The sequence below is a fragment of the Paenibacillus sophorae genome, assembly GCF_018966525.1.
In the GTDB taxonomy this organism is placed as follows: domain Bacteria; phylum Bacillota; class Bacilli; order Paenibacillales; family Paenibacillaceae; genus Paenibacillus_AQ; species Paenibacillus_AQ sophorae.
This window is the reverse complement of record NZ_CP076607.1, coordinates 3,327,060-3,352,095: the sequence shown is the minus strand read 5'-3', so window position 1 is coordinate 3,352,095 and position 25,036 is coordinate 3,327,060. Positions and strand designations below refer to the sequence as shown.

General features: G+C 52.0%; 21 protein-coding genes and 1 other annotated feature. Of the genes, 5 read left to right on the top strand and 16 right to left on the bottom strand.

The window, feature by feature from the left end; all coding sequences use genetic code 11:
* Nucleotides 1-4 precede the first annotated feature (4 nt).
* From KP014_RS15815 to KP014_RS15795, 5 genes are all read right to left on the bottom strand, one after another.
* On the bottom strand, nucleotides 5-298 hold the full coding sequence (locus KP014_RS15815; RefSeq protein ID WP_036601066.1) for an Fpa/YlaN family protein: 294 nt from the start codon (nucleotides 296-298) through the stop codon (nucleotides 5-7).
* A 146-nt stretch (nucleotides 299-444) separates the two neighbouring features.
* Nucleotides 445-696, bottom strand: coding sequence for an HPr family phosphocarrier protein (locus tag KP014_RS15810; protein WP_036601064.1), 252 nt, complete (start codon nucleotides 694-696; stop codon nucleotides 445-447).
* A gap of 107 nt (nucleotides 697-803) precedes the next feature.
* Entirely contained in the window at nucleotides 804-1,919 is a 1,116-nt protein-coding gene (locus KP014_RS15805; RefSeq protein ID WP_036601063.1) for an aminopeptidase, read from the bottom strand.
* 96 nt (nucleotides 1,920-2,015) lie between these two features.
* A complete protein-coding gene (locus tag KP014_RS15800; RefSeq protein WP_036601061.1) occupies nucleotides 2,016-2,855 on the bottom strand; it encodes a hypothetical protein in 840 nt (279 codons plus the stop codon).
* Between the two features lie 106 nt (nucleotides 2,856-2,961).
* The gene (locus tag KP014_RS15795; RefSeq protein ID WP_036601059.1) at nucleotides 2,962-4,950 is read right to left on the bottom strand and encodes a sensor domain-containing diguanylate cyclase; all 1,989 of its coding nucleotides are present in this window, start codon (nucleotides 4,948-4,950) and stop codon (nucleotides 2,962-2,964) included.
* Between the two features lie 384 nt (nucleotides 4,951-5,334).
* Between KP014_RS15795 and rpsD the strand changes: the two genes are divergently transcribed.
* On the top strand, nucleotides 5,335-5,934 hold the full coding sequence (gene rpsD, locus KP014_RS15790) for a 30S ribosomal protein S4 (RefSeq protein ID WP_036601056.1): 600 nt from the start codon (nucleotides 5,335-5,337) through the stop codon (nucleotides 5,932-5,934).
* Between the two features lie 215 nt (nucleotides 5,935-6,149).
* Here the strand turns inward: rpsD and tyrS are convergent, their stop codons facing one another.
* The gene (tyrS, locus tag KP014_RS15785; RefSeq protein WP_036601049.1) at nucleotides 6,150-7,403 is read right to left on the bottom strand and encodes a tyrosine--tRNA ligase; all 1,254 of its coding nucleotides are present in this window, start codon (nucleotides 7,401-7,403) and stop codon (nucleotides 6,150-6,152) included.
* A gap of 66 nt (nucleotides 7,404-7,469) precedes the next feature.
* Nucleotides 7,470-7,741 (bottom strand) — a binding site (T-box leader).
* A 133-nt stretch (nucleotides 7,742-7,874) separates the two neighbouring features.
* On the opposite strand from tyrS, the gene KP014_RS15780 reads away from it, so the two are divergent.
* Complete coding sequence (locus KP014_RS15780) at nucleotides 7,875-10,823, top strand: transglycosylase domain-containing protein (RefSeq protein ID WP_090833912.1); 2,949 nt, start codon at nucleotides 7,875-7,877, stop codon at nucleotides 10,821-10,823.
* 99 nt (nucleotides 10,824-10,922) lie between these two features.
* Here KP014_RS15780 and acsA read toward each other — a convergent pair whose 3' ends face one another.
* Nucleotides 10,923-12,647 (bottom strand): acetate--CoA ligase, encoded by a 1,725-nt coding sequence (gene acsA, locus KP014_RS15775; RefSeq protein WP_036601046.1) that lies wholly within the window; start codon nucleotides 12,645-12,647, stop codon nucleotides 10,923-10,925.
* 251 nt (nucleotides 12,648-12,898) lie between these two features.
* Between acsA and KP014_RS15770 the strand changes: the two genes are divergently transcribed.
* The gene (locus KP014_RS15770; RefSeq protein WP_216700373.1) at nucleotides 12,899-13,069 is read left to right on the top strand and encodes a hypothetical protein; all 171 of its coding nucleotides are present in this window, start codon (nucleotides 12,899-12,901) and stop codon (nucleotides 13,067-13,069) included.
* Here KP014_RS15770 and KP014_RS15765 read toward each other — a convergent pair.
* The 3 genes from KP014_RS15765 to KP014_RS15755 form a co-directional block, all read right to left on the bottom strand.
* Nucleotides 13,052-13,750, bottom strand: a complete 699-nt coding sequence (locus KP014_RS15765) for a 5'-methylthioadenosine/adenosylhomocysteine nucleosidase (protein WP_036601043.1) — start codon at nucleotides 13,748-13,750, stop codon at nucleotides 13,052-13,054. The genes KP014_RS15770 and KP014_RS15765 overlap by 18 nt on opposite strands.
* Nucleotides 13,751-13,884: 134 nt before the next feature.
* Entirely contained in the window at nucleotides 13,885-14,895 is a 1,011-nt protein-coding gene (gene ccpA / locus KP014_RS15760) for a catabolite control protein A (RefSeq protein ID WP_036601040.1), read from the bottom strand.
* A 425-nt stretch (nucleotides 14,896-15,320) separates the two neighbouring features.
* Nucleotides 15,321-15,719, bottom strand: coding sequence for a hypothetical protein (locus KP014_RS15755; RefSeq protein WP_216700372.1), 399 nt, complete (start codon nucleotides 15,717-15,719; stop codon nucleotides 15,321-15,323).
* Between the two features lie 252 nt (nucleotides 15,720-15,971).
* Between KP014_RS15755 and KP014_RS15750 the strand changes: the two genes are divergently transcribed.
* Nucleotides 15,972-16,496: a type 1 glutamine amidotransferase domain-containing protein gene (locus KP014_RS15750; protein ID WP_036601080.1), complete on the top strand. Its 525-nt coding sequence runs from the start codon at nucleotides 15,972-15,974 to the stop codon at nucleotides 16,494-16,496.
* 67 nt (nucleotides 16,497-16,563) lie between these two features.
* Here the strand turns inward: KP014_RS15750 and KP014_RS15745 are convergent, their stop codons facing one another.
* Together KP014_RS15745 and KP014_RS15740 are read right to left on the bottom strand one after the other, a co-directional pair.
* Entirely contained in the window at nucleotides 16,564-17,997 is a 1,434-nt protein-coding gene (locus tag KP014_RS15745) for a hypothetical protein (RefSeq protein WP_036601034.1), read from the bottom strand.
* A complete protein-coding gene (locus tag KP014_RS15740) occupies nucleotides 17,990-18,523 on the bottom strand; it encodes a sigma-70 family RNA polymerase sigma factor (RefSeq protein WP_051500463.1) in 534 nt (177 codons plus the stop codon). Before KP014_RS15740 ends, KP014_RS15745 begins: the two co-directional genes overlap by 8 nt.
* A gap of 202 nt (nucleotides 18,524-18,725) precedes the next feature.
* On the opposite strand from KP014_RS15740, the gene KP014_RS15735 reads away from it, so the two are divergent.
* The gene (locus KP014_RS15735) at nucleotides 18,726-19,385 is read left to right on the top strand and encodes a L,D-transpeptidase family protein (RefSeq protein WP_036601031.1); all 660 of its coding nucleotides are present in this window, start codon (nucleotides 18,726-18,728) and stop codon (nucleotides 19,383-19,385) included.
* Nucleotides 19,386-19,444: 59 nt separating this feature from the next.
* Here the strand turns inward: KP014_RS15735 and ptsP are convergent, their stop codons facing one another.
* The 4 genes from ptsP to aroA form a co-directional block, all read right to left on the bottom strand.
* The gene (gene ptsP, locus KP014_RS15730) at nucleotides 19,445-21,196 is read right to left on the bottom strand and encodes a phosphoenolpyruvate--protein phosphotransferase (protein ID WP_036601028.1); all 1,752 of its coding nucleotides are present in this window, start codon (nucleotides 21,194-21,196) and stop codon (nucleotides 19,445-19,447) included.
* Nucleotides 21,193-23,076: a glucose PTS transporter subunit IIA gene (locus tag KP014_RS15725; protein ID WP_036601026.1), complete on the bottom strand. Its 1,884-nt coding sequence runs from the start codon at nucleotides 23,074-23,076 to the stop codon at nucleotides 21,193-21,195. The genes ptsP and KP014_RS15725 overlap by 4 nt, the downstream gene beginning before the upstream one ends.
* A 182-nt stretch (nucleotides 23,077-23,258) precedes the next feature.
* Nucleotides 23,259-23,699, bottom strand: coding sequence for a CoA-binding protein (locus KP014_RS15720; RefSeq protein ID WP_036601023.1), 441 nt, complete (start codon nucleotides 23,697-23,699; stop codon nucleotides 23,259-23,261).
* A 42-nt stretch (nucleotides 23,700-23,741) separates the two neighbouring features.
* Complete coding sequence (gene aroA, locus KP014_RS15715; RefSeq protein ID WP_090833911.1) at nucleotides 23,742-25,034, bottom strand: 3-phosphoshikimate 1-carboxyvinyltransferase; 1,293 nt, start codon at nucleotides 25,032-25,034, stop codon at nucleotides 23,742-23,744.
* Nucleotides 25,035-25,036: the final 2 nt, after the last annotated feature.

Genomic DNA, 25,036 nt, shown 5'->3' with positions numbered 1-25,036 from the left:
CGTTCTATTGTTTCGCCTTCTCGTTCAGCGCTTCATACAATACCGCCAGTTCCCGTTCAAGCTTGCTTACAATTTCTCTGCCTGTAAGCTCGGGCAGCAGACCCGCTCTGACCGCAAAGTCGACCTCTCTGGAGAAGCCGTACATTTGGGTGTCCAGCACTTCCTCATAGAGAGGGCAGTAGCGAGTTGCCAGATTCTCCATCTGCACTTCGATGAGCTTCTGAATCTTATCGGCATCTTCTTGCAGAAGAGTGACTGCTAAGATGTTTAATTGTTCCTGCAATTCCGACGAAGTCATGCATCTTCCCCCCCATGTCCAAATTTACAGCTTCATCGCTATTATATTTAATATTAGTCGAAATCGGTTGCCAATACAAGAATGCAGTTCTCCAGTCAGCATAAAAAGCCCTGCCGGAGCGGCAGAGCCTTTGCTGAGAACCCGTATTATTCCTCTACAACCGTAAATTTCAGGCTGTGCTTGGCGAAGACTTCACTCATCGCCTTCTTCGCATCCTCGGCATCGCTGCCATGTACATGCAGTTCATAATTCTGGCTGGATACCAGAGTTGTGAACAGACCAAGGATACTTTTTACGTCAATGTACTTGCTGTCAGCCTGAAGGACGATCGAGGAAGCGAACTTGCTCGCCGTTTGAGCAATTTCCACGATGGCTGCATTGTTACTGTTACTGGACATGTGAATCCCTCCGCAACTAAATTTAAGAAATTATATGCTGTATAAACAATTCAATGATACATTGAAGCCGCTTACCGGCGCAAGGATTTATCTAAATATTTGTCCTTCTATTTCAAATGCTCCGGGTTAAGCGCTTCGAGTTCCGGAATGACGAACACGCCGTCCTTTCGGATCAGTCTGTCGTCGAAATAAATTTCCCCGCCGCCGTATTCAGGACGCTGGATCAGAACGAGATCCCAATGAATGGAGGAACGGTTCCCGTTGTCGGTCACGTCGTATGCTTGACCCGGCGTAAAATGGAGGCTGCCGGCGATTTTTTCATCGAACAGAATATCTTTCATCGGATGCAAAATATAAGGATTGAAGCCGATGGCGAACTCACCGATATGGCGCGCGCCTTCGTCCGAATCCAGAATCTCGTTAAGGCGGGCGGTATCGTTGCTGGTCGCTTCAACAATTTTGCCGTTTGCAAAGGTAAGCTTGATGTTCTCAAACGTGATGCCGTTATATAAGGTTGGCGCGTTATAGCTGATCGTACCGTTGACTGAATCGCGCACAGGCGCGCTGTATACTTCGCCGTCCGGAATGTTTCTATGACCCGAACATTTCTGGGCGCCGATCCCTTTGATGGAAAAGGAAATATCCGTTCCAGGACCCGTGATCCGCACCTTCTCCGTCTTGCTCATGAGTTCCGCAAGCGGGTCCTGGGCTTTATCCATTTTGGCGTAATCCAGGTTGCAGACGTTGAAATAAAAATCCTCAAAAGCTTCCGTGCTCGTATTGGCAAGCTGTGCCATGCTGGAGTTCGGATACCGCAGGACTACCCATTTCGTATGCTTCACCCGCTGCTCGCTATGTACAGGATGGGAATAAAGCGAATTGTACAGACGCATTTTCTCTTCCGGCACGTCGGACAAGTCGTTGACATTCTCGCCGGCGCGGATGCCGATATATGCCTGCATTTGCTTCATACGGTTCAAATCGATTTCAGCCCAAGTACACAGACTTTCCTCAGTAGCAGTCATCAGCATGCTGCGCAGTACGGTACGGTCGATCAGCTGCACAAACGCATGGCCTCCGGCCTTCCCGATTTCCTCTACAATAGCTTTAACGAGATCACGTTCACTGCCGATCATTTCGACCAACACGTTCTCACCCGGTTGTACGTTTACGGAGTAGCCGACCAGATTTGCGGCCAATTTCTGAATTCGGGGATCTTTCATTTCTTGTTCTTCCTTCCTTTTTGGTAAAAATAAGCATGCTTTCTTATTGTAGCACGACCAGAACGAAGCGCAAGAGTATCATCAAGGGGGCGGCGTCTACTTGTATCCGTAAAAATCAACCCTGGAAACAAACGTTTCCCGGCGTGTCTTTCCATCGGAAGAAAGGAAGGTAATCGTCCGCTGTCTGGACAAGCTTTTGGGCAAATTTCGCCTTACATCCACCTCCAGATGGTAAACGGTCTCCACCTTGGCATCCCGAAGCCTTCGCTGCAGCTCTCCATTCTCGCGGTTCCACAGTATCTCTAGTGGGGAAACCCCCGCCGTCGTCCTGTCACTCGAGCTTGTTGCGCTTGTGGAGGCCGTCCGGAGAGCGCTCATCTCCGCTTCGAGTTCGGCGGCCAACTGATTATGGGCCTGCTGAGGGTCGAGTTCTATCCTCAGGAGACGTACTTTTCCTCCCGCCCCCACTTCTTTCGTCACCGTTTTTTTCATTATTTTCAGTTCCTCAAGCTGGCGGATGGGGTTCAGTCCCGGGAGCGGGTTGCCGCCTTCATCTTCGTTCAGGGACAGCACCCTCCATCGTCCGCTGCTTTTCTCCAGTCTGCTGTAGAGAGTAGGCCTTTCAGACCGCTGCTTCAGATCGCCTGAGAGTTCCTGAGACTTCGCCGCATCCGGAAGCAGGTTATAAATACGGAGCGATTTATGGTCGATCAACTCTCCGCCGTAATATAGCGATGCCTCCGGCAGCTGCCTGCCGTCCACCCGCAGCGCCGTCTCTCCCTCAAATGTTACCCCGTCGGTTCCCGTCATGCCAGCTAAAGCCAGTTCCAGCAGCTCCCCGGCCGTTTTTCCGTTCTCCGGGCCGCAACCGCCGGCAAGACCGCAGCTAATTGCCAGCAGCACCGTGAACATCCTTTTCGCAAGCAGTGTCATCATTGAGCTAAGACCCTCTTTTCACAGTTGTAGCTATATCGTTTCCATGTTCAAAGAGCTTATGCAAAAAGGCTCCAAAGCCGGGAAATCCCTCTTTAGGAGCTTTTTGTCAATTCTGGCGGACCTCCGCCTCTACCACCACTTTGTTCCTGCCGTTGTTCTTCGCCTCATACAGCGCCATGTCCGCCCTGTAAAAAAGGGAATCCGCGCTCGCACGGTCTTTTTCCGTCCAGTCCCACTCCGCAATACCGCAGGAGACGGTAACGGAGGGGTCCGTCTCTTTCTGAACCCGCAACCGGATACGTTCCGCCACAACATAGGCTTGCTGTGCGTTCAACTGCGGCAGGTAGAGTGCCAGCTCTTCGCCGCCCCACCTTGCCGCCAGATCTCCCTGACGGATCGACGCCCGTAAAATATCGCTCACCTGCTTCAGAATATGGTCGCCTTTTTGATGTCCGTATGTATCGTTTACCGATTTGAAATTGTCGATATCGACGACAACGAGAGTGCCGCAGAAATCGCAGTTCTGCATTTCCTTAATGGATTGATCGAGGTAATGCCTTGCATGCAGCCCGGTCAGCGAATCTCTGTTGGCGAGCCGGTGCACCTCCGCATGCAGAAGCGCATTGCCCACTGCGAGGCCGATTTGTCCCGCAAGCGCTTGTAGCAGCCTGAAATTATCAAAGGAAAAATAGTGCGGGCGCCGGTGAGCCAGCATAATCGCTCCGCGCACTTCCCCGCCAACGCTTAGCGGAGTAGCGATCAGCGACTGTGAATCCGTAAAGTCCATTAGTCTCGACCTTGCACCCGATTGGTCATACTCGGTTAAAATGACCGGTTCTCCCAAGGAATATACCTTTCCTCCTATTCCCCTGCCGACTTCGATGATTTCATTGCTCAGGCCGGGGTAGTTGCACATGACCGCCTCAAGTCCATCCTTGTCTTCGCTGTAATGGAGAATGCAGCAGTAGTCGGCCTCAAACATTTCCAGCAGTCCTTCAAAAGCCGCTTCAAAGGTTTCACCCAACTGAAGACTCTGATTCAAGCGTTCGCTCAACCCATTGCTCATCCGCAGTTCGCGTATAAGCTGATTGGAACGCTCATACAGCTTCGCGTTCTCAAAGGCGGTTCCCGCGGTGCTCGCCACCATGGACAGAAAAGACATATCCATGTTATCCATGTTCTGATGGGCTGGAACCCGCATCACCAAATGGAACACACCATATACGCCCTGCTTGCCGCCAAGAGGCAATCCAATCTCTACAAGCTGGTTATCCTCGTTAATTGTCCGCAGGGCCACTCGGCCGCTCTTGAACGCCTTCCCGCAGACGTCTTCCTGATTCCAGCGAAGCGGGAGATGCTTCACCTGAGGATGCGCGCGGCGGTGATCCTGTGACATGTAGAGCGTAAGGTCGGCCCCCGGATACATCGCGGAAATGCTGGCGATTACCTCGGTCAGCACAGCGTCGACGTCGATGCTGTCATACATCCGCTGCACAATCTGAAACAGCAGCGAACGGCGGCTGCTCTCGCGTTCTTCGTGAATATGCACGCTTGCAAGATCGGTCACAAATACATATTCGAATTGCCTGTAGAAGCATGTGCTGAAATGCTTGGCCATTGCCTCGGCAGCATTGCGCCCGCCTTTTGCGAACTGCTCCGTGGGCATTGCGCATCCGAGCAGGGCAAAGATCTCCCCGTTAGACCTGGTGCCCACCGGCATTGCGAAAAAAGACGTTTCCACTCCGTTCTCTTCAATTTGAAGTGTGCACTCCCCGGCCGTTTGCAAACAGACAGCCACAATCTGCTCCCATAAAGGGTTGCCCGGCTCTCTTGCTCCGCTGCTGTCAGCCAGCCACTTGCCCGTATAATCAAATATGCACCATTTCCACGACTCTGTAAAAGAAAGCGCGGCGTCCTTTTTGTACCATTCATCAAAACTGTCCGCAATCAAGCCTGAAGCATAAGGAAAATCATGCCGATTAATGTCCATTCTCCCAAGCCACTCGACGGGATCCTTGAAGCTGCGCCCCGATGTCTGGGCTTTTCGTATCCGTTCATGGCTGTCCATGCAGCCTATAGCTTCCTGCTCTGACATAAGAAGGACCCCCTTTGCATCCCGAATAATAATCCGCCGCTGTTGCAATAAGACTATTTTACTCTTTTTTCGTCCGTCCTGCATTAGTTTTTCAGATAAATCGGGACTTTTTTAGGTATAAAGAACCAAAAAACAAAAAATATCATAAACTTCGGTGTGCACTCTTGACTTTGAATAACATTTTCATATAATATATATTGTTGAACAAGACTGTAACAAGTCTTTATTGGGCGTAACGTTGTGTCACCCTCACGCTTTTCGTCTGCCCGGGGCAGCGGCTGAACTTTCCCGGCAGCGCGGCGCCAATTCGGTCTGTCGCAATTACGAAATGCGGCGCAAATAGAGCCCTGCTGAAATTACAATTAAAAAGGAGTCTACTATAACATGGCACGTTACACCGGACCTAAATTCAAACTCAGCCGTCGTCTGGGCATTTCCCTGAGCGGCACTGGCAAAGACCTGAAACGCCCTTTCCCTCCGGGACAGCATGGCGCTAACCAACGCAGAAAAGTAAGCAACTACGGTCAACAGCTTCTGGAGAAGCAAAAACTGCGTCACATGTACGGCTTGGGCGAAAAACAATTCCGCACTTTGTTCCACAAAGCGCACGGCATGCAGGGGATCGCAGGCGAGAACTTCATGTTCCTGCTTGAGAGCCGTCTGGACAACCTCGTTTACCGTCTTGGCTTTGCCAACTCCCGCGCAGGAGCGCGTCAATTGGTTTCCCACGGCCACGTAACGGTCAACGGCAAAAAGGTTGACATCGCTTCTTACCTTGTGAGCACCGGCGACGTTATCGGCCTTCGTGAGAGAAGCCGTGCCTTGTCTTCCGTTAAGGAAGCACTGGTTAACCGCACTCATCTGCCAGCTTACCTGGAATACTCCGACGCTGCAGTGGAAGGTAAGTTCATCCGTCTGCCTGAGCGCGCTGAGCTTTCCCAAGATATCGACGAGAAACAAATCGTCGAATTCTACAACCGTTAAAATTAGCTGGACAAATCGTCCGGCAGAAGCCTCCGGAACTTCCGGAGGCTTCTTTACGTTCTCCGGACATAACCAAATGATTTACTGTTTGCTACTATGTTAAGATTCCATGGCCGATGATCTGCATATGCCCTCGCAGGCATGCCAAAAGAGGGTGAACCGGATTGCTTCCCGGTCACCCTCCTTCTATTTTGCTTATTAGACGTGCGTTATACCTATTCCAGAGTCAGCTTGGCGAACTTGCGCTTGCCTACCTGAATGATGTCCCCGTCCTGGGGGACGATGTCGGCATTCGGGTCGCTTAGCTTCTGTTCGTTCAGCTTGACGGCCCCCTGCTGAATGCTGCGCTTAGCTTCCCCATTGGAAGCGGCAAAGCCAATCAGCGTAAGCAACTTTGTCAGCCGAATGGCGCCATCCGTTAGCTCCGCAGCTGGCAGAACCGCTGTTTCGATATCGTCCGGCAGCGCCCGCTGCTGGAATACGGTCACAAAGTGCTGCTGCGCTGCATCCGCCGCCTCGGCGCCGTGATACATTCTGACGAACGTATTCGCCAGCTTCATTTTGGCGTCCCGCGGATGAACCGTTCCAGACTCCAGTCCTTTCTCCAGCTCTTTCAGTTCCTCGTTGTCGATGTCAGTCGCAAGCGAATAATATTTCAGCATCAGCTCATCCGGGACGGACATGGCTTTGCCGTAAATTTCATTCGGCTCTTCGTCAATGCCGATGTAGTTGCCAAGACTCTTGCTCATCTTCTGTACGCCGTCAAGGCCTTCAAGCAGCGGAGTCATAATTGCAGCCTGGGTATCGACGCCGTATTCTTTTTGCAGCGTGCGTCCCATCAGCAGATTGAATTTCTGGTCCGTTCCGCCGAGCTCCACGTCGCTTTTCAGAGCCACGGAATCCATGCCCTGCATCAGCGGATAGAAGAACTCGTGAATGCTGATCGGCTGTCCGCTCTGGTACCGCTTGGTGAAATCGTCACGCTCCAGCATGCGCGCAACGGTCACTTTTGCCGACAATCCCACAACATCCGCAAAGGTCATTGGCCCGAGCCATTCCGAATTGTAGTATACTTTTGTCTTCTCGGGATCAAGGATTTTATGAAGCTGCTTCTTGTATGTTTCCGCGTTCCGCTTCACATCCTCCTCGGTCAGCTGCTTGCGCGTTTCCGATTTGCCCGTCGGGTCGCCGATCCGCCCCGTGAAATCCCCGATAATCAGCTGCACCTGATGGCCCAGCTCCTGAAATTGGCGCAGCTTATGCATAACGACCGTATGGCCCACATGGATATCCGGCGCCGACGGGTCCAGACCCAGCTTGACATTGAGCGGCACGCCGGAGACGACCGATTTCATGATTTTTCGCTTCAGTTCCTCTTCCGGCACGATTTCCACAACTCCGCGCGCGATAATCTCCAGTTGGCGCTCGACCTCACGCTGCTGCTCCGGCGATAATTCTTCCCACTTCATAATAGCAACCCCTTTCGATGTTGATACTTCCTAAATAGACGCACACAAAAAAGCCTCCTCCTCATCCCAAGGGACGAGAAAGAGACTCGCGGTACCACCCTAGTTAAAGCTCCTTGCCGCCATACTGAAATAGTACGATTCAGAGCCTTCGCTTCATTCAAATAACGGGCGCTAATCGTACCCGGTGCCGGACTACTGGGACAAGCCTTGACGCTTTTATCCGTTCCCCCGGACGGCTCCGGACTGTAATTCAAAAGGTCCCGCCATCGGTTCGCACCATCCACCGACTCTCTGAAAACCAAGGATTCCCTTTTACTGATGCCCTTCTCCGCCTTTAGAAATATCCAATTGAATTTATTTATATCACATGATCTTTTGAAAAGTCAATGTCCGCAAAACCACAGTCTCCCTACAAGCGCATTCAAAATCGCCAAATTGTGCTATAATAATTCCGTTAAAAGGAGGATGTCGATGGCTCAGGAAAATATGAAAAAAACAGCGACGGACATTCGCCCGCGAAGGTCCTGGCTGCGCAGGGTCGGTTCCGTCGTGAAATGGTTGTTCATTCTTGGCGTAATGGGCGTCCTGTTCGCAGGCGGCGCCGTAGGAGGACTTGTCGCTTCCATAGTCAAAGATGACCCCGTCCGCTCCGAGCAGACGATTCAGGAAAGAATCGGCGAGAACGTTGTGACAGGGTTCGCCTATTTCCGCGACGGCATGCCGATCGGCCAGCTCCGGACGGAGGAGGACCGCAGGCTGGTCGCCTATAATGATATTCCCAAAGTCGTTATTGACGCTGTTCTCGCAATCGAGGACAACCGTTTTTACGAGCATCATGGTGTGGATATCAACGGTACGATGCGCGCCGTCAAGCAAAAACTGCTGAACGAGTCCGTGCAGACCGGCGGAAGCACCCTTACCCAGCAGCTTGCCAGACGCGTATTCTTAAACCTGGATAAGACGGAAGACCGCAAGGTGAAGGAAATTCTGCTGTCGCTGCGGCTGGAGCGCTTTTTGAGCAAAGATGAAATTTTAACGGCTTATCTGAACAAGGTTCCCTTCGGCAACGGAGCGAACGGCTATAACGTCTACGGCATCAAAGCCGCAGCCAAGGGATTGTTCGGCGTCGATGATCTTGACAAGCTGAATATTGCCCAGGCTGCCTATTTGGCCGGCCTCCCCCAGCTTCCTTCCGCCTATTCGGCGTTCAACGGATATGGGGAATTCAATGAGGCTGCGTTTAACCGCGCGCTCGACCGCCAGCACCTTGTCCTGCGGCGCATGCTGGAGGAGAACAAAATTACGTCATCCCAGTATCAGGAAGCTTTGGCCTTTGATATCAAGAAATCCCTGGCTCCGCACACCAAGAAAGCCTACGTTACTTTTCCTTATCTCATGATGGAAACGGAGCGCCAGGCGGCGGGAATCCTGCTTTCGCTGGCTAACAACAATAATCAGGAGAGCTCCAAGGGCGTTTCACAGCTTGAAGAGGCTCGCCAGCAACTGCTGACAGGCGGATACCGGGTGTATACGACAATCGATAAAAAAGTATACAACGCGATGCACAGCATCTCCGAGGACAGCAGCAATTTTACTAAGGAAAGCAAAAGCAAAGGTCTCGAACAGACCGCCGGAATGATGATCGACAATAAGACCGGCGCGATTCTGGGAATGATCGAAGGACGTGATTTCAATGTCGAAAGCATGAATTACGCCACTCAGATGGTCCGTCAGCCAGGATCGACAATGAAACCGATCGCTGCTTATCTGCCCGCTCTTGAGGAAGGGGTGATTCAGCCCGCAAGCATTTTGGACGACGCGCCGATTATTCTGAAGGACGGTACGAAGGGCTTTCACATTCCCAAGAATGCCAATAACCGTTATCAGGGCCTCGTGACGGCAAGATATGCGCTCAACAACTCCTTGAACCTGCCGGCGCTTAAGCTGTTCGACGAAAAGGTTGGGATCAAGAACGCCTGGGCTTTTGCTAAAAAACTGGGAATCACGACCATACAGGACGAAGACTATAGCGCACAGACCGGGGTTCTCGGGGGATTAAAATATGGTGTGTCCGTCCAGGATTTAACCAATGCCTATTCCGCCATTGGCAACAAAGGCGAATTTAACGATGCCTATATGATCGAGAAAATCGTCGATTCGAAGGGAAAAATCATCTATCAGCATAAGGTTATTCCGGAGCGTGTATTCTCCGAGCAAAGCGCTTATTTAATGACCGACATGCTGCGCACCGTTATTACTGACGGGACGGGAAGCACCGTCAAGAGTAATTACAAGCATTCCAAGGATATCCCGATTGTCGGCAAGACGGGGTCCACCCAGAATTATGCGGACGTATGGTTCATGGGCTACACTCCTGACATAACACTGGGCATGTGGGTCGGCTACAAAGAACAGATCAATACGCTTGAAACCAGAACGCAGCGGAGACAGGCGCAAGCCCTGTGGGCCAAGGTAATGAACGCGGTCATTGAGAAAAAACCGGACCTGTTCCCCACGAAGAAATTTGATCAGCCGGACGGCATCGTCAAAGAGACCGTATCGGCATACAGCGGCAAGCTGCCAACCTCGCTCACGGATAAATTTACGACCGATATTTTCAATAAAAAATTTGTGCCGAAGGATAGCGACGACGGAATTTCAAGAGCCAAATACATTACATACGGCGGAGTGAATTATATCCCGCGTGACGGGACGCCGGATGACTTCCTGAAGGAGAAGATCGTAGTTTCCAGAGAGAAGCCGATCGAGGAACTGGTCAAGGAACTGCAGGCCGCCTTCCCGTCCATGAAAGAGCATGAACCGCTGGAGTACTATCTGCCTGCGGATGCGAAGACGGGCGTTCCGACGGAGGTCGACCCTCGCGAGGACGACGGCAACGCTCCGACGGCACCGGGGAAGGTTGAGCTTTATTATAACAACGGTAAGGCAGTCATCCGCTTTACCCAGAGCGGCTCGCCCGATGTCGTCGGTTATCGGCTATACCGTTCCGTAAACGGAGGCCCATTCCAAAAAGCGGATGTGCTTCTGGCTGGGGACGGTACGTCGTTCACAACGGATACCCCGGCAAGCGACTATGCTGTTTTTTATGTCGCAGCGGTTGATGTGGCCGGAAATGAAACAGCTTCGGGCAGTGTCGGCGGGGGCGCTCCGACGCCGGAGCCGTCGCCAAGTCCGGAAGACGGCCTGTTCCCGGGCATTGAGGCTACACCTGGAGAGGACATTGTGCCGGGTCCAAGCGCGACTCCCGGTACGTCCGACGAGCCTGGGACGACCGTTGATCCCGGGAATATCATTGATCCCGGGGCCGTCCTGATTCAGCCCAATGGAAACGATAGTCAGGGCAAGGTGCAAAGCAGCAACAACAAGGTGAATGCCAGGGGGAAGCGCGGCGCTCACTAGGTCATTGGCATTTCGTACTCCGCAGCAGTCCATAGAACGAACTAGACGGTTGACAGCCGCCCGGGAACGGGCAGGGCGGTCAACCGTCTTTTTTAATGCCTAATCCTCAATCGTCGACAGATCTCCGGCGGGCTGGTGAAGCTCCCAGGCCTTGAGCACGCGGCGCATGATTTTGCCGGACCGGGTCTTCGGGAGCTTATCCTTGAATTCGATTTCCCTCGGCGCGGCATGGGCGGAAAGCCCCGATTTTACAAACGCCGCAATTTCGTCCTTCAGCGCGTCCGAAGGCAAATATCCTTCGCGAAGTGATATAAAGGCCTTGACGATCTCTCCGCGCAGGGCGTCAGGTATGCCGATAACTCCCGCCTCCGCAACCGCGGGGTGTTCAACCAGCTTACTCTCTACCTCGAAAGGTCCGATCATTTCACCCGAGGAGTTGATACAATCGTCAACCCGTCCCAGAAACCAGAAATATCCTTCATCATCCATATAAGCGGAATCTCCGGAGATATACCAGCCTGGAATGCGAAAATACTCCTCGTACTTGGCGGGGTTGTTCCAGATCCGGTCCATCATGGACGGCCACGGCGTCTTGATAGCCAGATTTCCCATGGAATACGGGGGCAATTCATTGCCCTGATCATCCAGAATTGCGGCGGTAATGCCGGGCAGCGGCTGTCCCATAGACCCCAGCTTGATGTCCATCCCCGGATAGTTGCAGATAAGCTGGCCACCCGTCTCCGTCATCCACCAGGTGTCATGAATGCGCTGGCCAAGCACGTTGTCTCCCCAGCGGATGACTTCCGGGTTGAGCGGCTCTCCAACTGAGAGGACATGGCGCAAACTGCTTAAATCAACGCCTTTCAGACTCTCATTCCCTGCCCCCATCAGCATGCGGAACGCCGTCGGAGCACTGTACCATACCGTTACTCTGCAGCGTTCAATCGTACTGTACCAATCGCGGGGACTGAAGCGTCCGCCGCGAACAACATTCGTGATGCCGTTAAGCCACGGGGCAAAAATCCCGTACGAGGTGCCTGTAACCCATCCCGGGTCGGCTGTGCACCAGTATATATCATCATCCCGCAGATCGAGCACTACTCTTCCGGTGTAATAGTGCTGAATCATCGCACGCTGTACATGATACACACCTTTGGGCTTTCCGGTCGAACCTGATGTATAATGCATAATCAGCCCATCCTCGAGGCCCAGCCACTCCGGTTCAAGCTCCACAGACGCGGAAGCGCTTTCCAAATCATAGCTGATCAGTCCTTTTTCAGGATCCGAATACCCGCCTACCAGAAAAATATGACGCAGGTCGGGAAGCTCCTCCCGCTTCACCCGCTTAAGCAGCTCAGGCGTAGTGACCAGCGCAACAGCCCCGCTGTCCTCAAGCCGGTCCTTGACCGCCGTTTCCATAAACGCTTCGAACAGGGGGCCCACAACAGCGCCTATCTTCAAGATGCCCAGCAGACTGAAATACAGATCGGGCTGCCTTGGCATGAATAGAAATACCCGGTCTCCCTTGCCAATCCCATATTTGCGCAGCACGTTGCCAAAGCGGTTCGACTTTTCTTTCAAATCGGCAAAGGAGTATGATTCTTCACGTACCGGATCACTGTATATCAGCGCCGTCTTTCCGCCCCGTCCCTCCTCCACATGGCGGTCAACCGCCTCATAAGCCATATTGACTTTACCCGTTTCGTACCAGCTGAACTGGCGTTCCACATCCTCCCACTTGAAATAGGTGACAGCCTGGCCGTAATCAGCTAAATTGGAATTGTTCGCACGGCGAGGTAAAATTTCCTGGTGAACCTTTCCCATTTGTCCATGCCTCCTCTCGCTTGAATAACGTAAGCTTAAATTGCAGTGACATGCGGAACGCTCAATTGATCTCATCGTTTGTAATTGCACAAACTTGATTTCTTAGCTTCACGGATATGAAGTCAAGCTATCAAATGTGAACTTTTTATGTCAAAATAAAGTATATCACAGCAAGCGCTTACAATCCATCCTGAATTAATGGAAAGGCAGCTGTCTGGATACCCGGGCGTACCGTCACATGATCGCGGTTGATGAAGAGTATCGATATGATCCGGTACGCCGCAGATAATCTGGAAATCCCCTCCCATTCAACGAACTGCCTAATAGTCAGCATCGCTCTCAAGATACCGCTGACCTCTAGAGAAATGTGCGGCCAGAGTGCGGCTCAGGCAGCGATTCATGTATTAAAGCAATCCGTTTAGAATCACGCTCAGGATTTGATGGGACTGCCGCGATGCGATTTCCGTAAATTCCGCATAGCTGACATTCGCCGAGCCGTCTGCCTTATCGGACATAGAGCGGATGACAACGAACGGTATACCGTTCATCTGACACACCTGTGCCAGTGCCGCTCCTTCCATTTCCGCACAGGCTCCTCCGAGCTGCTCCCGCAGCATGGCGACCGATTCATGGCTGGCAATAAACTGGTCGCCCGAGAGAATTCTCCCCGTTACATAGCGGACTCCCAGATCCCGGCAGGCCTTCTCTGCAAACTGTACAAGCTCCGGATCTGCGGGGAACACCGACGTCTCCTGATACGGAATGATGCCGCGGGCGTATCCAAGCGCCGTAACATCCATATCGTGCTGCATACATTCCGAAGATATAACGATATCCCCAACTTCCAGCTCCGGATGCAGCGCTCCGGCCACTCCCGTAAACAGTATTTTTTGCGCACCGAACGTATCGATCATAATTTGCGTAGTGACAGCGGCGTTCACCTTTCCCACACCTGATTTGCAGACGACGATGGAGTTCCTGCCGATTGAACCTTTATAATATGTAATTCCAGCTTTGACAACAGCCTCACTGTGCTCCATTTGCTCCAGCAGCAGCTTGATTTCCTCATCCATAGCTCCAATAATGCCATTTACAGCTTCCATTAGGCTGACCTCCTGCTAAAAAATTATATATAAAAACATAAAAAGCCCCATGACGGAGCTTTATACGCCGACTCATATTCTTCTAAACCGGGCCTATGAAGCCGCCCGGCAGCCCTAAAGGGTGATGTCAGAAATTATTCATTCACATGGTTAACGGACAAACGCAGAATGGTCTCATGCGGCAAAATGACGCGCGGATTCTCTACGGTCTCTTTCTTCATCAGCTTGGTCAAAAGTCTCATGGCCACAGCGCCAAGGTCGTACATTGGCTGTGCAACCGTCGTAAGCAGCGGACGGACCATGGATGCCATACGAATGTTGTCCACACTGATAACCGAGAAATCATCCGGCACTTTCAGGCCTTCGTCCTGAATGCTGTGGATGGCGCCAATGGCCATTTCATCCGTCGCGGCAAAGACTGCCGTAGGCTTCTTCTTAAGGCCCAGGAAGTATTTCATGGCCTCAACGCCGGACTCATAACGGTAATTTCCGATACGTACAAGATCTTCTTGGTACTCAATTCCGGCCGTTTCGAGCGCTTTCTTATATCCATGGAATCGAGCATAGCCGTTGGCCGGGTCCTGCAGCGTGCCACTGATCATCGCAATTTCGCGGTGGCCGTGGCGGATCAGAGTATTAACCGCGTCGAATGCGGCAGCCTCATGATCGATATCTACGGAAGGATACGTACCCTTCTCATCACTCGTCGCGCACAACACAATCGGGACGGAGGATGTCTGGAAGGCCAGGATATGCTCATCCGTCACAGTGCCGCCCATGAAGAGGAGCCCGTCCACCTGCTTCTCCAGCAAAGTGTTGATGACGCGGATTTCCTTCTCCTTGCGCTTGTCGGCGTTACACAAAATAATATTATAGTGATACATATTGGCAATATCTTCAATTCCGCGGGCGATTTCCGCAAAAATGGAATTGGAAATGTCAGGAATGACCACGCCAACGGTTGTCGTTTTCTTACTGGCAAGACCTCTCGCCACGGCATTGGGACGATACCCTAAACGCTCAATAGCTTCATAAACTTTCTTGCGGGTTTGCGGTTTCACATTTGGATTGTTATTCACAACCCGTGATACCGTTGCCATAGATACGCCTGCTTCACGCGCTACATCGTAAATGGTTACCGTCAAATTACTCTCTCCATTGCGATAAATTTTATCGTTCGACCTAATTAAAATCATGATACGATAATTTGTACTTTTGTGCAATGATAACGCTTCAATTTCCTTTCAAAAGTCATTTCAACATCGAAGCGATGATACGGAAATGGGACATATTCCACACTGCCTCCCCATTATTGACAAAAAATCTCCTGGGAGACTAGTGCCGGATACCCATTTTCTCTCGTGTCTTCGCCTGATACGCAGTAGTACTGAATAACATCGACCAATGCGTAAGGAGAGGAAGTTGCCTGGACTTTTCCGCATAGAAGACTGGACTTGTCCGTAAGTTCACAGCCCTTTATCAAAGGAATGTAACCTCTTTCTTATGGTAACAAAAATCGACGAAAAAATCCAATGTTTCTGAAATATTTTCATTGTTTTTGCAGAAAAAATCAAGACACTTTTGATGCCGTATGGCAAATGAGCTTTAGCAGCCTGCTCTCGATCTCCCCCATCCATTCCGAATCGGCCGCCTTCGACGCAATTCGGAACAGATCCAGCAGCAGATCAATCCGGGCGCTCATAGCCTGCTGAACAGCCTGCTCCAGATCATAGTCTCCGCCTTTAAACGTATTCAAAGTATCATTCAGAACGGAAGCCCACTCGTTGCGTTCGGCAAAAGAGAAGCTGTTTCTTTTGGGATCACTGCCAAGCTCCTGAAGAACCAGGCTCAAATCCCGTTTCACCGCCGGATGCGGCACATACTGGAAGCAGGTACGACACATAAATACGGGAACACTGGCGATTTTTACTTTAGCTTTATAAATCAGCGTATGCATATGTATAGTCATCTCGCCGCCGCAGCGGCAGGTTTGAGAAAGCTGGCTCTCATTGCACATAGTTGCACCTCAAAAAAAGATTTGAAATAAATTTAGAAAAAGATATATTAAATCTATATTCGCTTCCCCGAGCAAAAAACCTTCCCGTTTGCATAAAATGATGAATTTACCATATATGATAATTTATTCATGATCACAGATGACTTCAAATTTTATATTTGCTACAATAAGCGGGACTACGTTCTTGAAGGGAGCTGCAGCCAATTGAGACTGGCCGGAAAAAAAGTTATCGCGCTCGTAGACGATGAGTTTGAAGATTTGGAGCTCTGGTATCCGGTATACCGGGTCAGGGAGGAAGGCGCAGAGGTGCATCTAACCGGGCTTGAAAAAAACAAAACATATATTGGCAAGTATGGCGTACCGGCAACCGCCGAATACTCCTGGGATGAACTGGACACGGCTGATTACGATGGCATCTTGGTTCCGGGCGGCTGGGCGCCGGATAAGATCCGACGCTATCCCGCTGTGCTGAAGCTCATCCGCGATTTCAACGAAGCCGGGAAACCGATCGGGCAAATCTGCCATGCCGGATGGGTGCTGATTTCCGCCAAAATTCTGGAAGGCGTTACGGTAACCTCCACCCCCGGTATCCGGGACGATATGGAGAACGCCGGAGCCATCTGGAAGGACGAGCCGGTCGTTGTCGACGGCCATATCGTCTCCGCCCGCCGTCCACCCGATCTCCCGCCATACGGCAAAGCGTTCTGCGATGCTCTTGCCGGGAAATAATCCAAAGAAAGCCGCCTCGGGCCCGCGCTTGTAAAGCGGGTGGGGGGGCGGCTTTTTGGCATAATTATTAACGAATTCGGACGGTTTTCTCCTCAAGTATAGGGTTCGGGTAGCTGCTAATCGTAAAGGTAAGCGGCTGTGGAAGCTTGGCGGACCCTAGATTGTAAATACCAGTATCTGTCCATCCCTCCGAATTGCCGCTGGATTCCCAATACGTTCCTTCGTTCCGGTTAATCGAATGCTTCACTCCCTCGCCGTCCGTAAAGCTGTCGTCCAGATCAAATGACACGCGAGTCATTTCGTCGTTCGGAGTAGGCTTGGTACTTAATTGGAGTACAAGCTGACCGGGCTTTCCCTTCCCCTCAACCCCCGAACTGCTTTCGGTAAACCTGATATCGGTGCTTCGGTCGGATAGCGTTAATCGGTCGTCAGGCGCCTTGATTATTTTTTGGGCCTCCGTATCGATGACAAGCTTCAGATCGGGTTTGTCCAAAGCCTGGATTCCCTTGATCGTAAGCTTCAGCGGCCCTTTGGCATCCATATTATTGTTGTGGAAAACCATCGTCTGCAGCGGAGTATTCACATCCAACGTCATGTAGGAAGCCAGCGCCGTTTCCTTTTCTCCCTTTCCGGACATAATCGTCGGCTTAATCACACTGAATATTCGTTTGGCATTCTGATCGTCATATACGGCATTCAAGTAAATTCCTGTCGGTCCGATATAGGCTTTTTCGATATGAATCCGCTGTCCGCCGACCGTCATTGTTTCGCCGATATCGATCTCACGGCCGGACTTTTCAATCTCCGCGGTATCCACCGTAAAACCGGTCGTCAGCGAGGTTCTGAATTTGTTCGAGCTGGAAAGTTGAGCCTCAGGAGTATCCGGTATTACGATCACTTCAGCCGTGATCCGTTCAGACAGCTTCTGGCCTTCTTCCAAAGTGAGCTGGACGTAATTATGGGTAATCCCCGGGCTTCTGTCGCCGCCGCTCCAATAGGAAGTGGAAGAAAAATTCGACGGGCCTTTCAACGAAAAGCGGGTGACCGTCGCCTTTTGCGCGCTCCGGTTCTCGAACGTATACAGCAGCAGCATGCCCCGCCGGTCGGCGATCATGCCGTCCAGGATAATTTTGTAGCCGTTTTTCTCCTGCGTTGAAATGTGGAGAGGTATGACCAGTCCGGCGTCCAGCGCCGTTTTTATAGTGATATTGTTCTCCGCGATTGAACGGTATGCTTCAAACTCCCCCCAGTTCTTGGGCTGAACCGCGATAATCTTTTGACCGCCGAGTCCCCCCAGCCATGAGATGATGAACAGCAGGGCGACGGTCAGGATAACGGCGGTTGTGAAAGCATAACGTCTACGGACGTTCTTTCCTCTACGGGTCCCTTCGGCGATACCGGCATGAATCGCTGCGTCCAGCTTCTGCTCGGATACCGGCGACGACTGCCGGTCAGCAGCGTGAAAATAGTCCCGGGCCAGTTTCTCTTCACGTTCAAACATAGCGGTCATCTCCCTTTCCTTTCATTTTGTCCCGCAGCTGCTTCAGGCCTTTGTTCAGCCACGTCTTTACGGTCCCTTCCGGTCTTTCCAGCACTGCCGCGATTTCAGCCAGCGTCATATCCCGGTAATATTTCAGGACAAGCACCTGCCGGTATTTCGGCTTCACGGCATCCAGCGCCCGCTCCATGTCCAGCTTGCGGTCACTCGTCATTTCAATCACCCCGGACTCCCCGCCCTGGATTTCGGAGGGAATCACCCGCTTTCTGCGCTTCAGTTCATCGTTGCAGCAGTTGATTAGAATTCGGATAAGCCATGGGGTGAACCGCCCCTCATCCTTCAGGCTTCTGCGTTTGATCCAAGCCCGGCAGGTCGCCTCCTGCACCATTTCAAGCGCATCCGCCTCACTGCGGAGATAGCTGTGGGCGATGCCATATAACGTTCTTTTGTGCTCAGCCACAAGCCCGAAGAAGCTCTCTTCATCCGACAGGATGACGGTCTGTTCTTTTATCAGGCTCTCCACGTCCATCCCCTCCCCCCTTTATATAGATACTTTGCTATTTCTATGCTACTGATAAAGACTGCGCAGCGGCACAAACGGTTTTGTTTATTTTCCGAATAAAGTTGAGAATCTGCTTTGCAGCCCCTCCTAATGCATTTAGTCATGCAGGGATAGGGCATACTACCTACAAACAACAAATTAAAATGATCGAATGGAGGATTTTTAGAGTATGTTCATGCCTAAGATGCTTTTAATTATTCATTTGTTCATCATTTTAAATCCTAATACCACTGCAAATCCTTCTCAAAATCAAGAAAAGATATCTATAATGGTTGACCCTCTAAAGAACCAACTTTTCTTGTATTCTAACAATCAGCTTATAAAGAAGTATCCCATCGCTCTTGGAAAACCAGAAACGCCGTCGCCTGTGGGCGAGTATGTCGTAATTAACAAATATAAAAATTGGGGGAAAGGGTTTGGAACCAGGTGGATCGGACTTAACGTACCATGGGGAACATACGGTATTCACGGCACAAACAGACCCTATTCTATAGGCCATAATGCCAGTCATGGCTGTATACGAATGCATAACCATGATGTTGAGGAGTTATACGAATTTGTACGGGTGGGGACTAAAATAAGCTTTAGGGGCCATGTTCTTGGTAAACTGGGCGCCAATCCCAGACGTTTAGCAAAGGGAGACAGCGGCGGTGACGTTCAAATCATTCAATACCGTTTGCGAAGCGCAGGATTCTACAATGGTGAATGCAATGGTAAGTTCAACAGCTCAACCGAAATAGCGCTAAAAGATTATGAAAAGAAACACGGACTGCCCGTTGATGGCGTTGCCGGATTTCACGATTATATACACCTCGGCTTGGTTGAATGAATCCGAATAAAAAGTCCGGCAATCTTGCCGGACCCCCCATTCATCTATATTTTCAATTGTTAAGCATCACCCTTCATAACATGCTGAATGATGTGTTTGTCGAGAAACTGAGTGAGCTGCTTCTCGCTCTCCGTAATTTCCCGGTTCCGGAAGCATTGCTTGGCGACTTCCCTTGCCTCGGAGGCCGTCGTATTCAGTGTCCGGTGCTTGACCCTCAGCAGCGCCTGCGGCGACATGCTAAGGTCGTTGACACCCAGTTCCAGCCACAGCGGCAGAGAACGCTCGTCGCCGGCCAGTTCACCGCAGACGCTGACGCCAATGCCGGCTGCCTTCGCGGATTCCACGGTTGTGCGGATCATACGCAGCACTGCCGGATGATACGGATGGTATAAATGCGCAATCTGCTCGTTCATCCGGTCAACCGCAAGCACATACTGCACCAAATCATTCGTTCCAATGCTGAAAAAGTCCACCTCTTCCGCTAAAAAATCGGCGATCATTACCGCGGCCGGCACCTCAATCATAATGCCGACCGGCAGCTTGCGGTCGTATGGAATTCCCTGGCGGTCCAAATCCTGTTTTACTTCCTCGAGCACGGCCTTGGCTTCTCTTACCTCTTCAATCGAAGAGATCATCGGAAACATCATTTTGATATTGCCATGGACGCTTGCGCGAAGGATTGCCGTCAACTGCGTCTTGAACATCTCTTTCTGGTCAAGGCAGATCCGGATGGCCCGGTAGCCCAGGAAAGGATTTTGTTCCTCCGGAAGCTGAAAATAGTCCAGGTGCTTGTCTCCCCCGATATCCAGAGTGCGGATGACAACCGAATGCTCGCCAACCTTCTCCGCCACAAGCTTATATACCTCGTACTGCTCCTCTTCGGTCGGAAACGTCTTCCGGTCCATATACAGAAATTCCGTCCGGAACAAGCCGACGCCCTCGGCTCCGTATTTCAAAGCCATATCCAGTTCCTTCACGGAGCTGATATTGCTTGCGAGCCGCATCCTAACTCTATCCTTGGTCATTGCCTCTACCGAGGACAATAGCTCCAGTTGTTCCCTCTTCTCCCGCTGTCTGTCGCGCACAACGCTGTAATGCTCGGCTGTGGCTTTATCAGGGTTCATGATAAGATTACCGTTATCCCCATCGATGATCAGGAAGTCCCCGGTCTGGATCGGGGTTTGGAGCTTATTCTCCAGGCCGGCCACAAGCGGAATGCCGAGCGCTCGCGCCATAATGGAGGAATGCGACGTTTTGCCCCCCATCATGGTTATGATACCAAGTACATAATTAGGATTTAGATGGGCCAGTTGAGAAGGGGAAAGCTCTTTCGCCACCAGAATGTAGGGTTTTGTATCCGAAGGCAGCGTAACCTCCGGCGCCCCAAGCAGATGCTTCAGCAGCCGGTTGCCGACATCCTTGATATCGACGGCCCGTTCCTTCATATACTCGTCGTCCAGCAGGTCGAACATGGCCACAAAGTGATCGATCGCCTCTTTGACTGCCACCTCCGCCGCTTTGTACTGCCTCTCTATAATTCCGCGGATTTCGCTCATGAATACCGGATCATCCAGAATTGCCAGATGAGCATCAAAAATGCTCGATTCCTCGGGACCGACAACCTCTCTGAATTCTTTTTTAATAAACTCAATCTCGTCCTTGGAGGTTCGAATCCCTTCATACAAACGCTCAAATTCTTTAGCCAGATCTACCGGGTTTACCTGCGTCTCCGGCATGCTCCATTCCCAGTTCGGCAGAACGAAGGCCTTTCCGATGGCAACACCCGCCGCGGCCCCTATACCTTTTATCATGATTCTACCCCTCCAACATTGCTTTCGTGCAATACGACAGACATCACCGAAGACTGTCCTTTTTTCACATTTTTAAACGGAGCGTAGCTCCAGGATTTGACGCGTTCTGGATTGGTAATAACCATTGGGGTGGCCAGCGAAGCGGCATGCTCCTTCAGATAGTCCAAATCAAACCTAACCAACAGCTGACCGGGCTCAACGCTATCCCCCTCTTTGACATCCGACTGGAATGGGCCTTTAAGCTGCGACGTATCGATACCGATATGCATAAGCACCTCCAGCCCTTCCGGCGTGGCTATGCCGATGGCATGCATCGTGGGATAAATGTGCATCACTTTACCGAATACCGGTGAGACCAGCTCTCCCTTTTCCGGGATAAAAGCAACCCCGTCACCGACCAATTTTTGCGCAAAAATATGATCGGGCACCTCTTCGATCGGCAGCATTTTGCCCTGCATGGGAGCGTTGAACAGCACCTGCGGCAGATCGCGCAGCATCAGCTTGTTGATTTCCTCGCGGATCAGCTCGGAGTAAGTGCCGAAGACAACCTGTACATTCCCCCCGCCCAATTTGATGATGCCGGCGGAGCCGAGGCTCTTAAGCGCGCCCGTATCGATCTGGCGGTCATTATACACCGTAAGCCGCAAACGGGTAATGCAGGCCTGGACCTGCACAACATTCTCCTTGCCGCCAAGCGCCTGCAAAATAAGCGGAGCCTGGTACGGTATATTGCCGGCCCAATCGCCAAGCTCAGAGCCTTCCTCCCGCCCTGGCGTCGGAATCTGAAATCGGCGGATCGCCCAGCGGAACAGATGGTAATAGACCATTCCGTACACCAGACCGATCGGAATCAGCAGCCAGGCGCGCCGGGCCAAATGAAGGTTCAATATGAAGTCAATGGCCCCTGCCGAATAGGAGAAGCCGTGATAAATTCCAAGCGCGGACGTAAGCGCCATGGCGAGCCCGGACATGATCGTATGTAGAGCGAACAGATAAGGCGAGGCGAATAGAAAGGCGAACTCGATCTGCTCGGACACGCCTGTCAGGAAGCAGACGAGCGCTGCCCGCAGAAACGTTTTTTTGATCTGGGGCTTCAAATCTTCGCGGGCTTCCTGAATTATGGCAAACGCAATGGCGGGAAGCGCGAACATCATGATCGGAAACAGTCCCGCCATGAAGCTGCCCGCTGTAGGATCGCCGGCAAAAAAACGAGGAAGGTCCCCCTGAACAACTGAGCCATCCGGCGTCGTAAACGTTCCCAGTTGGAACCAGAATACGTTGTTCAAAATGTGGTGAAGCCCAAAGGCCGTCAGCACCCTGTACAATACCCCGTATACAAACAGCCCAAATCCTCCCGTCCGGCCGACGAATTGCAGCAGATCTTCAAGGCCATGCTGAATCAGCGGCGAGACGCCGAGCATGACCCAGGCGAACAGCGCGGAGAACATTCCCATAAAGAGCAGAACAAAACGCGATCCTCCGAAAAACTGGATCGCCTCTGGAAGCTTGATATTTTTTAACCGGTTATGGGCAATGCCGGCGACAATTCCTAGCAGAATGCCGATCAGCGTCGCGGGCTGCAGTGCGCCGTCTCCCAGTTTCATAACAATCCGGTCATAGGTGAACATTCCCGCAAGCGCCGCAAGTCCCGCGGGTCCGGCTTGATTGGATAATCCCCATGCGACTCCGACCGCAAACAGATAAGGCATATAATAAAAAATCCCCTGACCCGCATAGGTCGCTACTTCGGCAACCGAAGCCAGCCCCCAGGCAGACCATGGCAGGCTCCCCAGGCTGAGCAGAATGGCCGCCGCCGGCAGCACCATAGTGGGAAGCATGATGGCTCTCCCAAGCTGCTGCAATGATCCGAGCCAGTTCAAGATGTATCTCTCCTTTCTTACTATATTGAATGGTACGGCCTGTGTTCCGTTTTGTCAAAAGAATAAGCTAGTACATTTTCATATTACCAAAATATACCATGCCGAGTCTATTTGTTCATGGGTACATACGCGCAAAAAACGCCCTTCCCTTTCGGTCAGGACGTTCTTTAGCATATTGTCACTTACTTTACGTTACGGTTCCGCCCATTCATCGTTATCGCTTCCTCGACCTTGATGCAGCGGTCCATGATTGCCGTCATGCCAGCCTCTGCGGCAATTTCCGCAGCTTCCTGACTGACAATCCCCTGCTGCAGCCACAACACCTTGGCGCCGATAGCCGCAGCCTCGCGGGCCGTCTCGGCGCAGAACTCACTGCGGCGGAACACATTCACTATGTCGACCGGCTCCGGAATCTCCGCAAGCGAATGATAGCACTTCTCCCCGAGGATCTCGCCGCTCACCATCGGGTTAACCGGAATGATCCGGTAGCCCTTGAGCTGCATGGCGTAAGCGACCATGTAGGACGTCCGGTCACTCTTGTCGGACAGTCCCACAACGGCAATATTGCCGGCGGAGGCCAGGATGTCCCCGATCTGTTCCCTGGATGGATTCTCAAATGCCATAGGTTTCAGCCTCCTTTGTCTCAGAAATTATCGGCACCGCACTTATTTTACCCACTCAACATCCGCGCCGAGCGCCTGCAAATGGTCAAAATACTGCGGATATGATTTGGCGACATGATGCGCATCCTTAATCAGCAGCGGCTTCGCTGCCCGAAGCCCGACGACCGTTAAGGCCATAATGACGCGATGGTCGAAGTGCGCGTTAATCGTTACGCCGCCGGCGACGCCTTCCGGCATGCCATGAACGATGATCTCGTCCCGCCGTTCTTCGACCTTCGCCCCAGCCTTGCTCAGCTCCGCCAAATAATCGGTGATGCGGTCACATTCCTTATATCGCAGATTCTCCACATTATAAAACCTGGAGGTTCCCTCCGCAAACACGGCGGCGGCAACCATCGCGAGCACGGCATCCGTAGCCGCGTCCCCGTCGAATTCTACGGCCTTCAGGCGTCCGTTCCCCTGCACATGCACCGTTCCGTTCTCATGGGTGAGCGGTACTTCCATCATACGCAGCACATCGATAATTGCTCTTTCCCCCTGCCGGCTGCGCTCAGCCAAACGCTGGATCTTCACGTCGGACTTCGTTACGGCCGCAGCCGCAAGCACGGCTGCCGAACCGGGATAATCACCCTGCACCGTGTACGATTTGGCCTCATAGGACTGCCCGCCCGGCACCTTGAACGACATATAGTCGTCAGCTGCGTGGATGACGATTCCGGCCTGCTCCAGCACCTCCAGCGTCTGCCCTACAACCACTTTCGATTTTAGATCGTTCAGCACAATGATCTCGCTGTCTTCCTCAAGCAGCGGCGTCAAGAACAGCAGCGCGCTCAAATACTGGGAGCTGACGGCTCCGGAGACAGTGATGCGGCCTCCCTTGGGGTTTCCGCCACGGATCGTGATCGGCAGCCGGCCTTCATTATGCTGGACCTCTACTCCAAGCTGGCCGAGGGCGTCGATCAGGTCGTCATGCGGACGCTTGCCGAGCGAGTCGGGGTATGTATTCACAAAGGTCACCTCTGGGCACAGGGAGGCAACCGCCATCAGGAAGCGCAGCACCGCGCCGGCATTGCCTACATTAAGCTCCTTGACGTCAATGGGACGGCGGCCGAAGCCTTTGATGACGATCTTCTCGTCGTCCTCTGTAAGTTCCGCTCCCAGATCGCGGATACAGCGGCGTATAGCGTCGCTGTCCTCGCTGTGCGCCGGATGATAGATCGTACTCGTGCCTTCTGACAGCGCGGCAACCAGCAGATAGCGCGTCGTGTAATTTTTGGAGGACAAAGCTCCGATTTCCCCGTTTAGTACCGGCGTAGGCCTTACAATAACGTCCATAT